The organism is Bradyrhizobium sp. WBAH42 (assembly GCF_024585265.1).
Lineage (GTDB): Bacteria > Pseudomonadota > Alphaproteobacteria > Rhizobiales > Xanthobacteraceae > Bradyrhizobium.
The window spans coordinates 6861387-6875947 of record NZ_CP036533.1 but is presented as its reverse complement, the minus strand read 5'-3'; the positions used below and the strand labels follow the sequence as shown (position 1 = coordinate 6875947).

At 58.6% G+C, this 14561-nt stretch carries 11 protein-coding genes and 1 pseudogene; 11 read left to right on the top strand and 1 reads right to left on the bottom strand.

The window, feature by feature from the left end; genetic code table 11:
- The first annotated feature begins 311 nt into the window (after positions 1-311).
- Genes DCG74_RS32550 through DCG74_RS32530 form a run of 5 tightly spaced genes read left to right on the top strand, consistent with a single transcriptional unit; the run spans position 312 to position 6918 of the window.
- The gene (locus tag DCG74_RS32550; protein WP_172787691.1) at positions 312-1652 is read left to right on the top strand and encodes an NtaA/DmoA family FMN-dependent monooxygenase; all 1341 of its coding nucleotides are present in this window, start codon (positions 312-314) and stop codon (positions 1650-1652) included.
- 34 nt (positions 1653-1686) lie between these two features.
- On the top strand, positions 1687-3375 hold the full coding sequence (locus DCG74_RS32545) for an ABC transporter substrate-binding protein (protein ID WP_172787690.1): 1689 nt from the start codon (positions 1687-1689) through the stop codon (positions 3373-3375).
- 4 nt (positions 3376-3379) lie between these two features.
- Positions 3380-4336: an ABC transporter permease gene (locus DCG74_RS32540; protein WP_246708924.1), complete on the top strand. Its 957-nt coding sequence runs from the start codon at positions 3380-3382 to the stop codon at positions 4334-4336.
- Positions 4333-5196: an ABC transporter permease gene (locus DCG74_RS32535; RefSeq protein WP_172787688.1), complete on the top strand. Its 864-nt coding sequence runs from the start codon at positions 4333-4335 to the stop codon at positions 5194-5196. The genes DCG74_RS32540 and DCG74_RS32535 overlap by 4 nt, the downstream gene beginning before the upstream one ends.
- Positions 5197-6918, top strand: a complete 1722-nt coding sequence (locus tag DCG74_RS32530) for an ABC transporter ATP-binding protein (RefSeq protein WP_172787687.1) — start codon at positions 5197-5199, stop codon at positions 6916-6918. It begins immediately after the preceding gene.
- Between the two features lie 525 nt (positions 6919-7443).
- On the opposite strand, the gene DCG74_RS32525 is transcribed toward DCG74_RS32530, so the two are convergent.
- Positions 7444-7845: a hypothetical protein gene (locus DCG74_RS32525; RefSeq protein ID WP_172787686.1), complete on the bottom strand. Its 402-nt coding sequence runs from the start codon at positions 7843-7845 to the stop codon at positions 7444-7446.
- A gap of 81 nt (positions 7846-7926) precedes the next feature.
- Between DCG74_RS32525 and DCG74_RS32520 the strand changes: the two genes are divergently transcribed.
- The 6 genes and pseudogenes from DCG74_RS32520 (at position 7927) to DCG74_RS32495 (ending at position 14561) form a co-directional block, all read left to right on the top strand.
- Positions 7927-8256, top strand: coding sequence for a pentapeptide repeat-containing protein (locus DCG74_RS32520; RefSeq protein ID WP_257187453.1), 330 nt, complete (start codon positions 7927-7929; stop codon positions 8254-8256).
- A 3-nt stretch (positions 8257-8259) separates the two neighbouring features.
- The gene (locus tag DCG74_RS32515; protein WP_257187452.1) at positions 8260-8550 is read left to right on the top strand and encodes a pentapeptide repeat-containing protein; all 291 of its coding nucleotides are present in this window, start codon (positions 8260-8262) and stop codon (positions 8548-8550) included.
- A 93-nt stretch (positions 8551-8643) separates the two neighbouring features.
- Positions 8644-10188 (top strand): annotated as a pseudogene (locus DCG74_RS32510) (VCBS domain-containing protein); the annotation flags it as partial.
- Positions 10189-10749: 561 nt separating this feature from the next.
- Positions 10750-13215: a hypothetical protein gene (locus DCG74_RS32505; RefSeq protein WP_306558286.1), complete on the top strand. Its 2466-nt coding sequence runs from the start codon at positions 10750-10752 to the stop codon at positions 13213-13215.
- Between the two features lie 518 nt (positions 13216-13733).
- Positions 13734-13949 carry a hypothetical protein gene (locus tag DCG74_RS32500; protein ID WP_018318137.1) on the top strand — a complete coding sequence of 72 codons (216 nt, stop codon included), beginning with the start codon at positions 13734-13736 and terminating at the stop codon, positions 13947-13949.
- Between the two features lie 105 nt (positions 13950-14054).
- On the top strand, positions 14055-14561 hold the full coding sequence (locus tag DCG74_RS32495) for a prepilin peptidase (protein ID WP_172785657.1): 507 nt from the start codon (positions 14055-14057) through the stop codon (positions 14559-14561).

Below are 14561 nucleotides of genomic sequence, written 5' to 3'. Positions count from 1 at the left end.
CGCCGATGTGAGTGTACTCGTGTGGGATCAAATAGCCGCTGGAACTGGCTGTCACGACGGCGTCAATCGGCAACCGCCGTGGTCGAAGCTCTTGCGGGCTGCGCCCGCGCGCAGAACATCACAGCACGCAGCCGAATTTTTCTTCGGTGATAGTTCTCTAACATCAGCCGACGGTTTGTTATCGCTGCCTCAAATCGGCTGCCCGGCGCACATTCAGCGTGAGCTTGCGCGAAAGGGCAGGGCGGTCGCTGACATTGACTTGTCCTCAAGGCCCACCAAGTGGCTAAGAGGCCGCCGCATTAGGGGTTGTGATGTCTTCGGTTAACTCCATGCTTCATCTCGGCCTAAATCTTCATGGCGCTGGTGGCCATTCCGCCGCGTGGCGCTGGCCAGGTACAAATCCAAGCGCCTTTTTCGATATCGAGCACTACGTCCGGGCTGCGAAGGTTGCGGAGCGTGGTCTGCTGGATGCTGTATTCCTCGCCGATACTCCCGCGATAAGTTTCGACATTACGCACCAGCCACCGCTGAATGGGCTCGAACCTACCCTCGTTCTTGCGGTGATTGCACGCGAAACGCAGCGGATTGGCTTGATCGCGACAGCGTCGACGACCTACAATGAGCCATACAATCTCGCTCGGCGTTTCCAGTCGCTGGATGTCATCAGCCGTGGCCGCGTTGCCTGGAACGCAGTCACGACGTCGAGCCCGGCGACGGTAGCAAACTTTGGCGGTCGAGAAGTCGGGCGAGCGGATCGCTACAGACGGGCCGAGGACTTCGTTGAAACGGTCCGTGCTCTCTGGCTGAGCTGGAGCGGCGAGGTGGTCATCGCCGATCAGGCTGCGGGAGTTTACGCAGATCAGAGTCAATTCCGCCTGCTCGATCCCGATACCAATAGTTTCGGCATCCGAGGCCCACTGACGCATCCCGCTTCGCCCCAAGGTCACCCAGTCATCGTTCAGGCGGGCGGTTCGGATCCCGGACTACGGCTTGGTGCCCGCAGTGCAGATGTCGTGTTTGCGGCCGCCGGGGACTTGACGACGGCTCTGCGGGAGGCAGAGCGCCTGCGTGCGCTCTCTCGGCAATTCGGCCGCTCTGCGGGTCCGCTCATCCTGCCGGGCCTTGTCACCTGTATCGGGAGCACCGAGAAAGAAGCGGCTCGTCGCAAAGAAAAGCTTGATGGGCTGCTCGATCTGGAGCGCGCCACTGGCGCGCTTGCAAGAAGCATGGGTGTGGCGGTCGAAAAGCTCAGCCTCGAAAGGCCAATCCCGGAGGAGGTTCTGCCTGATGCAGATCATGTTCCGTTTTCTGTCGGTCACCATCGCACGATTGAAGCTCTGGCGCGTCAAGGTCGGACGGTTCGCGAGATCATCAGCAGCGTTCAAGCTTTTGGCCACCGCTTGCTTGTGGGTACACCCGAGCAGATCGCGGAGTCGATTGAGGCATGGTTCCGCGCCGGCGCGGTCGATGGTTTCAACATCATTCCGGATGTTCTCACCGATGGCACTTCAGCGTTTGTCGACAATGTGGTTCCCATCCTGCAGAAGCGCGGGCTGTTTCGCAAAGAATATCTGGGACAGACACTGCGAGAGCATTTCGGCATCTCTACTCCGTTCGAGCCGGCACGAGCCACAGCGAGCTCACCGCTCTGACGCTTCCTCAACACCAAATCTCTGGAGCCTGGATATGCATTTAGCCAATGCGCGGTCAGCGAGGCGCTTCACTGGCAAGTCCAACCGTCAAGCAAGAACAGTAGCGGCTACCCTTGTCATGCTCTTGGGCCTGTCCCAATTGGCACCCAGCGTTCATGCGCAGGAAGGCTTAGCCGGCAGCGTCAAGCGAGGAGGCGTTATTCGTTACGGGCATTTTCAAGAGCCTGCCTGCCTGTTCGGAGGATGGGTGCAGCAATGGTATCTGCAACGCCAGTACAGCGATAATCTGGTTGCGCGCAACGAGGACGGCAAGATCTTGCCATGGCTGGCCGAGTCTTGGACCATCTCCGACGACAAAAAGGTGTACACATTCGAGATAAAGCCGAATGTAAAGTTCACTGACGGGACCGCCCTCGATGCGCACGCCATCGCTGACAATATCAACGGATGGCTCAGCAATAACCCCGATCTTCGCAATCCGACTGCTGCTCCTTATCTCGGCGAGAGCTTCGAATCGGCAAGGGCGATTGCTCCTCTGAGATTGGAAGTAAAATTGAAGGTACCGTTCCAGCCCTTGCTGAACGTCTTCGCCCAATCCTCACAAGGCATTCTCTCGCCATCGGCACTCAAACGTGGACTTGCGGTCAATTGCGAGAACCCCGTCGGTTCAGGTCCATTCATTGTCGACAAGTGGCACCATGGGCGAGAAGTCACCTTCCGCCGCAATCCCGACTACAATTCGGCGCCGGCCACCGCAAAACATCAAGGGCCGGCTTACGTTGACGGGATTAGTTGGAAGTTTCTGCCAGATCAGACTGTCCGATACGGTTCGCTGATCGCGGGCGAGACCGATGCCATATACGACATTCCGGCTGTCGCATGGAAGGACGCCAACTCCCGCCTTCCAGTATTGCGGCACCTGACCGGGGGCACCCCTCTGCGCCTCGCTTTGTATACGGCCCGGCCCCCATTTGACGACGTGCTCGTCCGCAAGGCCTTTGCCTATTCTACTGACCGAAAGGCCGCGGTCGGCACATCCTTCCTCGGCTCTTTACCGTTCGAAGGCAACGGTGCGCTAAGTCAGAGCTCGCCGGAATACCTGCCTGAACTCGGGCAGTCCTATGGGTACGATATTCGCAAAGCCAATCAGCTGCTTGATCAGGCTGGTTGGACTGAGAGAAATCCTAACGGCATTCGCGTCAAGAACGGTCGTCCGCTGATCGTGCGCATTTCCTATTCGTACGCCTTTCTGAAGCCGGATGGCGAGCAAGCCTTGCAAGTTGTCCAGCAGCAGGCGAAGGCGGCCGGTTTTGACGTACGTCTTCAACCCACCAATCCGGCTGACTTCTTCGCCGGGAAAAACCTCGGACCCGATGATTATGAGGTCGTTCTCCTCTATTGGGTTGCCCCCGGCGCTGAGATATTCCGGATCTCGTGGAAGCCCGATCAGAATGGCGAGCCCAATCGCTTCAATCCCTCACGCTACCAGGATTTGATGCTTTGGGACATCATTCAAAGGGCGGAACAGAATTTCAATGGAGCTGAACGTACCGCCCTTTATCAGCAGGCGGAACGGAAGATCGTGGATGAGGCACCCGTTATTGGCCTTACTGTGCTGGACGTAACTTTGGCGACCAAGCCGGCCCTGAAAGACGTTTGGCTGGACCGTGGGTCAGTTGGCGAACCTGTCTTCTATGATGCGCATTTTGACGACAAGAAATGATGCCATGAAGATAGCAACCCATCATCCCAGTGTTTGGTTCACGCGCCGGATATTGTCCGGCGTGGTGGTGGTGTGGGCTGCCGCAACGTTTGCGTTCTTAATTCAGTGTGTGCTGCCTGGCGATCGCGCCCAGATCATCATTAATGTGACAAGTGGCAACGTCGGACCGGCATCCTCGGCAGAACTCGCGGCGATCAATGCGAAATACGCCTTTGATCAACCGCTCGTGGTTCAATACGGAAAATACATACTGGGAATCCTACATGGAGATCTTGGTGAATCCTACCAGCAGCATCGGCCTGTCGCAGGGATCATCACGGAGCAGATTGGGCCTACGATTATTCTGGCGGTCGCCGCGCTGCTGATCGCATGGATTATCGCCATCCTGACAACCTTGTTCATCGCCGGCAGAGACAACATATGGTCGAAGCTGCTCAATGACACGCGAGTCTTTTTGGCAACAGTGCTGCCTTACTGGCTGGCCACAATTTTGCTGGTTGTTTTTGCGGTAAAGCTGCGCATTCTTCCGGTCATCGGTGGAAATTCTCCGGTCGGGCTCATTCTGCCGACACTTGCGTTGGCTCTTGAACTCTCGGGCTTTTTCGGACAAGTCGTTCAGAACGAGTTCACGCGCGTGCTCGAGCAGCCATTCGTCACGTCCGCGCGGGCCAGAGGTATGAGTGATTTTGGCGTCAGGCTTCGCCATGTCCTCCGCCACGCCGCATTGCCCGGGATTACTTTGTCAGGCTGGGCGCTCGGCAAACTCCTTTCGGGCGCGATTTTGATCGAGGTGGTTTTCGCTCGTCAAGGCCTAGGTGGAGTCCTCGTCGCTGCAACGTCCTCGAGAGACGTTCCGATTGTCTCGGGAGCTGTTTTGATCTCTGCGGGCGTATTCGTTCTTGCCAATTTGATCGTCGATCTGACTTACCGGCTGGTCGATCCGAGGATCAAGCTGACATGAGCATGTTCGCCGAAGTCACCATATCTCGTTCGCTCAAAGAAGTCCTGGCAATCACGCGCCATGTTCCCTTCCGGGTTACCGTCTCTCTTATCATAATTGGCCTCTTTGCCTTCGCGGCTATGGCCCCAAAGGTACTGCAGACGCACGATCCGCTCGCTATTGATTTGAGATCGTCATTGCAGTCTCCGTCGATCATTCATTGGTTGGGAACTGATCAATTGGGGCGAGATCTTTACTCTCGAATAGTCGAGGGAACGGGCCAATCCCTCGCCATCGGACTTGGCGCAACGGCGCTGAGCATGTCCATTGCCATCGTTTTCGGCGTCGCCGCAGCGCTTTCTGGTGGCGTAGTCGACAGCATTCTTAGCCGGATTGTCGACGTGCTCTTCGCGATTCCCACGCTCTTGCTCGCCCTTGTGTTCGTGACCGTTTTTGGCCCGTCGGTAGTGACTGAGGTCATAGCTGTCGGAATCGGCACAGCGCCAGGCTATGCGCGCATGATCAGGGGCCAGATGCTTGCCATCAAAGGGACAGGGTATGTGGAGGCCGCCAAGGTGCTGGGTCATCCATTTCCCCGTATTGTCTGGAGGCATATTCTTCCGAACGCCATGAGCCCGCTGACGGCAATGATGACGATCGGCGTAGGCCAGGCGATTATATGGGCCTCGGGTCTTGCTTTTCTAGGCCTGGGCGTCGCTCCCCCGGCCCCTGAATGGGGCGCGCTGCTCAATGCCGGGCGCAACTATGTGATCTACGCCTGGTGGCTGGAGATCATACCCGGTTTGGCGGTGACGGCGTTTGCTCTCAGCGTCACCATTGTCGGGCGCCATCTACAGGACCGTCTGGAAGGAAAAACGTGAATGTCCCAGGGCGGCCCCCAGCCTCTCTTGCAGCAGGCAGACCTCCTCACAGCCGATTCGCTGCGTGTTTCTTTCGGGCGCGGCATCGCCCAGAAAGCGGCTGTGCGCAGTATATCCTTCTCCCTGCGGCCGGGACAATGTCTTGCGATTGTCGGTGAATCCGGCTCGGGCAAGAGCGTAAGTGCGCGGGCTCTCATAGGCCTTGCTGGTCGCCACGCCAATGTTCATGCACGCCAGCTGAGCTTCGAGGGGACGGACCTGATCGGCCTGAACGATCGTGCCTGGCGGCGCATCCGCGGCAACAAGATTGGCTTCGTATTACAGGATGCACTCGTCTCGCTTGATCCACTTCGGCCGATCGGCAAAGAGGTTGGTGAAGGCTTACTCCTCCACAATGCGGTATCATCCCGCGACGAGCTCGCGCAGCGGGTCATTGCTCTCCTTAAGCTCGTCGGTGTCCCTGAGCCGGAGACGAAGGCCGAGCAGCTGCCGCATCAATTATCCGGCGGTCAGCGTCAGCGAGCTCTCATCGCGGCGGCTCTTGCACTCGATCCACGCGTCCTCATCGCCGACGAGCCGACTACCGCGCTCGACGTGATGGCGCAGGCTCATGTGCTGGCACTCCTCCAGGAAACCAAAGCCAGGGGCAAGGCGCTGATCCTGATCAGTCACGATCTGGCTGTGGTCTCCCGCGTGGCGGATGAGATCCTCGTCATGCGAGGAGGCGAGGTCGTCGAACGCGGCCCCGCCGTCCAGATATTCAAAGATCCGCGACACCCCTATACTCGTCAGCTGCTGGACGCTGTGCCATCAGGCCGGCCGCGCGGCTCACGTCTCTCACCATCGACTATTCTGCGCTTGCCTGGCCGGCAAACACAGCCCCCCGTGCAATCGTTGCCGCCAGCTCGTTCCATCCTGCTCGAAGCGACAGGTCTGGTTAAGCGCTTTGAGGGCCCGGATGGCACTTCACGGGCGGCTGTGGACGGCGTCTCCTTCGAACTGCGATTCGGAGAGACTTTGGGCATCGTCGGTGAGTCCGGATCAGGAAAATCGACGATGGCGCGCATGGTCATGGCACTGGATAAGCCTGACGATGGAGTCGTTCAGTTTGCAGGCCGGCCTTGGAGCACGCTCGCGGAACGCGAACGGCGGGCTCGGCGGCGGGCAATATCGATCATCTACCAAGATCCTCTTGGCTCGTTTGATCCACGATGGACGGCCGGACGCATCCTATCCGATAGTCTTTCGGGCGACGTCGAGAAACGGCAGCGGCAGGAGCGCGTTATTGAGCTGCTCGATATGGTCGGACTATCCGAGGCCTTGCTGGACCGACGGCCGCTCGATCTCTCGGGCGGCCAGCGCCAGCGCGTTGCGATAGCCCGCGCGATTGCACCAAATCCTGCCGTTATCGTCTGCGATGAACCCGTTTCGGCGCTCGATGTCTCAATCCAGGCGCAGGTTTTGGACCTGCTCGGCTATTTGAAGGACCGCCTCGGCGTAAGTTATCTCTTCATCTCGCATGATCTCAGTGTTGTTCGTCATATCAGCGACCGCGTCATAGTTATGCGCCGGGGGAGAATCGTCGATAGTGGCACCACTGAAGAGATTTTTCGTAATCCACAGTCGGATTATACCAAGAGCCTTATCGCGGCCATGCCGCGCCTAGTGCGTGTTGGACGGAGTGGTCATTCAGCTACGATCCTCGAAGAAGGCATCGCGTGAATGCCTTCGAATTCGACTTCCTTTCTCCAAAATTGTCTGTCGCCGATCGCGGGGGCAGCCGCGTTTGCCCGCGATTTGGTCGCGATTGCGCCCTCGCTCATCGCTCGGAAAGGACAATCTGTGGATCACGGGTTAAAGCAGGGGACCGGCCGGCGCGCGAAGCAGGCCCGGCCGAGTTCGAATATACGCTAAGCAAGAGGCTGACGATCCGCACCTGTGGAGTTGCAAGCCATCAATTGCCTGCCCGCAAGGAGTGCGGCTCTTGCTCTCCTGCAAACGAGCTCGGAATCTTCGCTTTCACGATAGCCTAGCCACGGTGCGGTTCCCGACAAAGACCGTGTTTGTCAGATTCGAAACATTCGGCGTCAATTTTGAATTCATGACGCCCTGTTCAGTTCGCTAATTTCGACTGACGAGGCTGGCACGGTCGTTGCTACCGATAAGGTGATGGCGGGTTGAGTGCAGCCGTTGATGAAGGATCACTTTTCCGCCCGCAAGCCGCGGGTCCATTCTGAAAAAGAAGACCTAGAATTTTGCGCATTCGGTCTGATGGAGAGTGATGTGGAGTTTCCCAGAGCTGACGAAATAAATCGCACTGTCAGATATATCGGCACTGTCAACGGACAGATCGTTATCGAGGTTGGCGGGCTTGGTGAACAATCGCGCCGAGTAGCGGTGGGGACGCATGACTAGGATGCGGCTGACGTGTTCAAGCGTCGGCTGCGAAGAACAGGCAACAGGAGCCTCATCGGCGCATCGTGTCGCCAATTCGCAGACGAGTTCACCGCAAAGCGCATAGCGTGGGTGCACGCCCAGCACAAAGAGGTCAATAAAAGGACCTCCGAAATCCGGCAATACGGAACCCTCGGCATGTCGCATAGGATCGGCGCTGATAGCGAGTGCACCGTGAATGAAGGGGCGGAGCATTGCTCAGATCCGAAGAACGAGCTTTCATCAGATGGCGAGTTCGTTCGGTACTGGAGCCGAGCTGCCGATAGGCTGCGCGCAGTGGCTGCTGTCGACAGGCGAACCGAGGAGGCGATCAAAAGGACCGGGATTAGTTTGCAGCTATCCTCCGAGAACTTTAGCGGTCACGACCTCTCAGATTTCCCGATGCGGCGCTGTACCCTCAATCGCGCGCAGCTGTACGGAGCAAAGTTGGACCGTGCAGACCTTTCTCAGGCGAACCTTATCTGTCCGGGGCTAGAGCGGGCAAGTTTCCTTGGCGCCAAGCTTGATTTTGCCTATATGCACGCCATGGCAGCGCAGGTCTGCAACTTCGATGACGCCAGTCTGCGCAATGTAATTGATGCAACCGGCAGCCTGTTTCATGGTTGAAGTATGAAAAGAACACGCTTTGACAACGCGATGCTCAGCGGGCTCCTCCTTTATCAGTGCGACGCGAGTGATGCTGTATTCGATGGCGCAGAATTGCAGGGGTCAACTATCAATGAATGCTTCCTTCCTTCCGCTTCCTTTCGCTTTGCTAAGCTGAGCCAAGTCACGATCACGAAGACGCATCTGGCGGATTGCTCGTTCTTCCAGTCAAAGGGAGACTGTTTATCGATCGTAATCGGCATGAGCCCCCCACCTGGGCATCGCGCGAATGAGCTGCGATACAGCCTGGTATGACCTGTTTTTTTGGAGGTGGGCTATGGCAGATGCCATGCATGAAGCCATGCTTGATGCCAGGCAGGAAGGCGGCTCCTATGTCAGGCCCATGTCGTAGCGCAGAGCAATGTTCCCGGGACCTACGGCGACTTCACGATCGATGCCAACGGCGCCTGGAGCTACACCGGCAATGGCGCCCATAACGAGCTCACCGCCGGCCAGCAGGTCCAGGACCAATTCACGGTCACCAGCCAGGACGGCACCGCGAGCGGTACCGTGACGGTGACCATCACCGGCGCCAACGACGCGGCCACCGTCTCGTCGGACTCGAAGTCCGTCACGGAAGGTGACACTGCCGCCGCATTGAACGCCTCCGGTCAGTTGACGATTGTGGATCCCGACACCGGCGAAGCCCATGTCGTGGCGCAGAGCAACGTCCACGGCACCTACGGCGACTTCGCGGTCGATGCCAATGGCGCCTGGAGCTATACCGGCAACGGTGCGCACAATGAGCTCACCGCCGGCCAGCAGGTGCAGGACCAGTTCACGGTCACCAGCCAGGACGGCACCGCGAGCGGCACGGTGACGGTGACCATCACCGGCACCAACGACACTGCCACGGTCTCTTCGGACTCGAAATCCGTCACCGAGGGCGATACCGCCTCCGCGCTCAACACCAGCGGCCAGCTCACCATCACCGACCCCGACACCGGCGAAGCCCATGTCGTGGCGCAATCGAACGTCCACGGGACCTACGGCGACTTCAGCATCGATGCCAACGGGACCTGGAGCTATACCGGCAACGGCGCGCACGATGAGCTCACCGCCGGCCAGCAGGTGCAGGACCAGTTCACGGTCACCAGCCAGGACGGCACCGCGAGCGGCATCGTCACGATCACCATCACCGGGACCAACGACACCGCGGCCGTGAGCTCGGATTCGAAGGCGGTCACCGAGGGCGACACCGCAGCTGCGCTCAACACCAGCGGCCAGCTCAACATCAGCGATCCGGATACGGGCGAAGCCCATGTCGTGGCGCAATCGAAGGTCCACGGCACCTATGGTGACTTCACCATCGATGCCAACGGCGCCTGGAGCTATACCGGCAACGGCGCCCACGATGAGCTCACCGCCGGCCAGCAGGTGCAGGACCAATTCACGGTAACAAGCCAGGACGGCACCGCGAGCGGCATCGTGACGGTGACCATCACCGGGACCAACGACGCCGCGACCGTCAGCTCGGATTCGAAGGCGGTCACCGAGGGCGACACCGCAGCTGCGCTCAACACCAGCGGCCAGCTCAACATCACCGACCCCGATACGGGCGAAGCCCATGTCGTGGCGCAGAGCAACGTCCACGGCACCTACGGCGACTTCGCGGTCGATGCCAATGGCGCCTGGAGCTACAGCGGTAACGGCGCGCACGATGAACTCACCGCCGGCCAGCAAGTGCAGGACCAGTTCACGGTTACCAGCCAGGACGGCACCGCCACCGGCACGGTGACGGTGACCATCACCGGCAGCAACGATGCGCCGGTGCTGAATGCCAATGGCGGTTCACTGTCCTATACCGAGGGGCAGGCGGCGACCGCGATCGATACCGCGCTGATCGTGTCGGATGTTGACAGCACAAATCTGACCGGCGCGACGGTCTCGATCACCGGCAACTTCGCCTCCGGCCAGGATGTGCTCGGTTTTACCGATCAGAACGGCATCACCGGCAGCTATAACGCCAGCACCGGGGTGCTGACCCTGACGGGTTCGTCGAGTGTGGCGAACTACCAGGCGGCTCTCCGCTCCGTGACATATTCGAACTCCGGTGACAATCCGTCGGGCGCGACCCGCACCATCAGCTACCAGGTTGACGACGGCCAGACGGTCAGCCACGCCAGCAATATCGTGACCTCGACAGTCACCGTCATCCCGGTCAACGACGCGCCGGTGAATACGGTTCCGGGAGCACAGACGACAAACGTCAACACGACAAAGGCGATCACTGGACTTAGCATCTTCGATGCCGACTCGGACGGCGCCACTGAAACGATCACGTTGTCCGTAACCGACGGCACCTTGACCGTTTCGGGAGGTGCCGCAGGGATCAGCGGCAGCGGAACGTCCACGGTGACGCTGACCGGAACAGTCAGCGCGATCAATTCCACCCTGGCCTCGACGGTCAGCTACGTTCCGACACCGAACTTTGCCGGAACGAGCACTCTGACGATGACAACGAGCGACAATGGCCACACCGGAGCGGGTGGTGCATTGACCGATGTCGATACCGTGACCATTTCGGTCACGAGCCCCAGCCCCTTCGCTCTCACGACCGGCACCGATACGGTCATCTATGCATCGGGCACCAATACTGTGACCGGCACGCAATCTCCCCTAACGCTAAACAACGGTGACATGCTGACTGGGGGAGGCGGTACGGACACTCTCGCAGTCAGTGGCGGCGGTTTGGGGCCATTCACCTTCGGCGATGGTGCTGGAAGCATTGGGCTGACAAATTTCGAGACAATAAGTCTGAGTGACAGCAACAACGGAAATCACACTGACGCCTTGACGTTCCTTTCGACATTCCAAAACGGAGGAACGCTCACAATCGATGGATCTGGCATCACTGGTAACGGCGACCTGGTCGTAGACGCCAGCGCAGTCACGTCTGGATCGTTTGTCATCATGGGCAGTTCGGGAAACGGCGGTGATGATACCCTCAAGGGCGGTTCCAGTAACGACACGATCAACGGTGGCGCAGGTACTGGTGCGGATCGGATCGTGGGTGGTGGTGGCGCAGATGCGCTGACTGGTGGTGGTGGAAACGATACATTCGCCTATCTCCGTGTCACCGACGCCGGTGACCACATCACCGACTTCAGCACCTCAGGGGACAAGCTCGAATTCACGGTAACCGCCGGGCGTTTCGTCATTGGTGATGTCGATACAAGTGTTGAAAACGTCAGAACGGGCAACAACGCTGCGATAAATCTCGCCAACACCGAAGTCGGCATCAAAACAGACGCATCCGTGACGACAGCGACAGTTCAATCAACGATCAACGGTTACTCGAATATCACGACAGGAGCCCTGTTCGTATTCCACAATTCGACAGTCGGCCACGCGCAGGTCTACTACGATCCCAATCCGAGCGTGGCCGGCGGCGCGATACTCGTCGCAGATTTGGACAATCTGACCACTCTGGCCAGCATAACCGGTACCTTCAGCGCGGCGGACTTTGCGTTTGGAACGGCGCTTGCTCCTGCGGGCGTATCGGGGCAGCCCATCAATCTGGGTCTGACCAACTCGCCGGCCAACGAGGGGCAACTCGCCACGGTCACTGTCGCCAGCATGCCCGCCGGCTGGACGCTGAATGGTGGGACGCTGCTCGGCGATGGCAAGTGGACGATCGAGACGACCGACGTCAGCTCGCTAATGGTGACATCGCCAATCAGTTTCGTCGGAGCTTTGCACCTCGACGTGACCGTGACTTGGATGCAGCCGGACGGCTCGGCTGTCATCGAGACATTCGCCGACAATGTTGAAGCTTTTGCAACGGGCTCCCCCATCATCGCCATTTCCGGCGATGACTATCTCACAGCGTCAGGTGGCAGCGATCTACTTGTATTCTCTCGGCCGATCGGCCACGACGTCATCTATAATTTCGACATTGCGCATGATCAGATCGATCTGATCGGCTACGCCGGCTTCAAGACGTTCGCCGACGTCCAGACGCAACTGTCTAGCGACGATGACGGTGATGCCGTCATTACGCTGGCCGATGGTCAAACGATCACCTTGAATGGCATCGATGCCGCCTCGCTCGCAGCGGACGACTTCGTGTTCGACTTTGAGCCCACAGTCGACAACGCCGCCACAATGATGATCGGCAACGGCGCAATGCTGCCTTGGTCCGGTAACATCCACAATACGGGCACGATCTCGTTGAACGCGACCGGCGCGGAGACCGACCTCCAACTTGTCGGGCACGGCATTCTGCTTGAAGGTGGCGGTCAGGTGCTGTTGTCCGACAATAGCGAGAATACTATCAGTGGAGCTGTTTCCGACGTCACGCTGACCAACATCGATAACACCATTTCGGGAGCCGGACAGCTTGGCGAGGGGACATTGCGCCTTGTCAACCAAGGTACAATCAACGCCACGGGCACCAACGCGCTCGAGATTGACACCGGTAGCAACATCATCGTCAATTCCGGAACGATTGCTGCCAGCGGCAGCGGCGGTCTGGTCATCGACAGCAACGTGGACAATTCGGGGCTGCTGTGGGCGCATGGCGCCAACATCACTCTCAATGGCACCGTAAGCGGCAGCGGCACCGCCCTGATGGATGGCGTGGCTACGATCGAATTCGGAGCAGCTTCATCTGCGCATGTTGCGCTTGATGCCGCGGCCACCGGGACAATCGTGCTCCATGACTCCTTCGACTTCAGCGGCGTCGTGTCCGGGTTCAACGAAGATGACCAGCTGGATCTGCTCGACGTCGCATTCGGGGACGGCACGACTACAAGTTATGTCGCAAATCAGGCCGGCACTGGCGGAATCCTTTCGGTGACTGACGGCGTTCATACCGCCAATATCAGCTTGCTGGGCCAGTACGATCCCGCGAGCTTCCAGGCTGAGGCAGATAAGAACATGGGAACGCTTATCAGCTACCACGCGGATCTCGTCTGACGCGTAGCGGGGAAATGGCTAAGGGTGCCGACTGCAAAGTCGGTACCTGGTTCGCCTGGATATCCTAACGCCTTGCCGACTGCCCTGGTGCATCCCGCCGTTTCTGAGTAGCCGGCATCTCGCTGGGCTTGAGCGAATCCCGCGCCAGTTGCGACTTTTCGCACGTCGTGAAAGTTGCTTCATGCGTGCCGAGCGGGCGCAGCGTCAATTAATGTTATTATAGCGATGCTCATCCGTAATAATCCGGTGGTTCTTTGCCGACACCAGCCAGTGCTCTGCCCGGGATTCGATTGTTAGGTTAGCTATCGTCTTTGTATTACGACGTTTTTGTCGTCTCCTGGATGGTCGTGACGGGCTCGTTTTGCGATGGTTATTCAAATCAGACATTAATACATTAAATGTTGACGATAATAAATATTTAATGGATAGTTTACCGCTGGCGGGGCCGGAAATAAATCCGCAGCCGCTGAAGTTGCCGAGCTGTCTGTAAATTCATCTTGAAAGAAGGGTTTCCTCCTATGTTGCATCATTTCATCGAGACCAAGGAAGCGTTGAAGCGTCTGCGGACGGACCAGGACGGCGTGGTGTCATTCGAATACATCATCGTCGCGGTTTGCATCGTTGGCGCAGTAGGTGCCGTGTTCGGCGGTGGAGCTGGTGGCCAAATCGGGGCCGCCCTGACGACCGGGATCACCGCTATCACCACCGCCTTCGCCACCGCGATCGCTGGCTGAAGCGGCCATTTGACACCAGAGGGGGGCATCGGAATGTGTCCCCCTCTCGAATGTTCCTTCCTGCGTTCCTAGTGTGCCTTCCACCTCTTTGAGGCATGCATTTTCATGACTTGGGTTTCATACGTCGCCTCGATACTGGAAATCCTGTTGTTGCTCTACGTCGCAACGATCGACGTCGCGACGCGCCTGATCCGAAACGAAATGTGTCTGGCGCTGGCGGCGCTCGGGATCGCCAGTCAATTGCCCAATCCCATGCAAGTTGCCGAGTCGCTGATATCGGCCGCGATTCTCTTCCTGCTGCTGTTCGTCCTCTACGCGCGCGGAGGGATTGGCGGCGGCGATGTCAAATTGCTGACTGCGCTGGCGATCGGGTTTCCAGTGACCGGCCAGATTCAGCTCCTGACCATAACTGCGCTGGCCGGCGGCGTTCTTGCCCTGGTGCATCTGATGATGCGCCACCTGCCTCATCCCAAACTGGCACCCGCCAGATCGTCACTCCCGCGCCGGGTCTACGCGATCGAACGTTGGCGTCATTTGCGACACGCCCCGCTGCCCTACGGAGTTGCAATAGCGTGCGGGGGTATCTGGACGATTTTGAGCAAAGGATTGTGA

Coding starts and splice junctions, on each gene's coding strand:
- DCG74_RS32550 (WP_172787691.1), top strand. CDS start 312: ATGTCTTCGGTTAACTCCATGCTTCATCTCGGCCTAAATCTTCATGGC.
- DCG74_RS32545 (WP_172787690.1), top strand. CDS start 1,687: ATGCATTTAGCCAATGCGCGGTCAGCGAGGCGCTTCACTGGCAAGTCC.
- DCG74_RS32540 (WP_246708924.1), top strand. CDS start 3,380: ATGAAGATAGCAACCCATCATCCCAGTGTTTGGTTCACGCGCCGGATA.
- DCG74_RS32535 (WP_172787688.1), top strand. CDS start 4,333: ATGAGCATGTTCGCCGAAGTCACCATATCTCGTTCGCTCAAAGAAGTC.
- DCG74_RS32530 (WP_172787687.1), top strand. CDS start 5,197: ATGTCCCAGGGCGGCCCCCAGCCTCTCTTGCAGCAGGCAGACCTCCTC.
- DCG74_RS32525 (WP_172787686.1), bottom strand. CDS start 7,845: ATGCTCCGCCCCTTCATTCACGGTGCACTCGCTATCAGCGCCGATCCT.
- DCG74_RS32515 (WP_257187452.1), top strand. CDS start 8,260: ATGAAAAGAACACGCTTTGACAACGCGATGCTCAGCGGGCTCCTCCTT.
- DCG74_RS32505 (WP_306558286.1), top strand. CDS start 10,750: ATGACAACGAGCGACAATGGCCACACCGGAGCGGGTGGTGCATTGACC.
- DCG74_RS32500 (WP_018318137.1), top strand. CDS start 13,734: ATGTTGCATCATTTCATCGAGACCAAGGAAGCGTTGAAGCGTCTGCGG.
- DCG74_RS32495 (WP_172785657.1), top strand. CDS start 14,055: ATGACTTGGGTTTCATACGTCGCCTCGATACTGGAAATCCTGTTGTTG.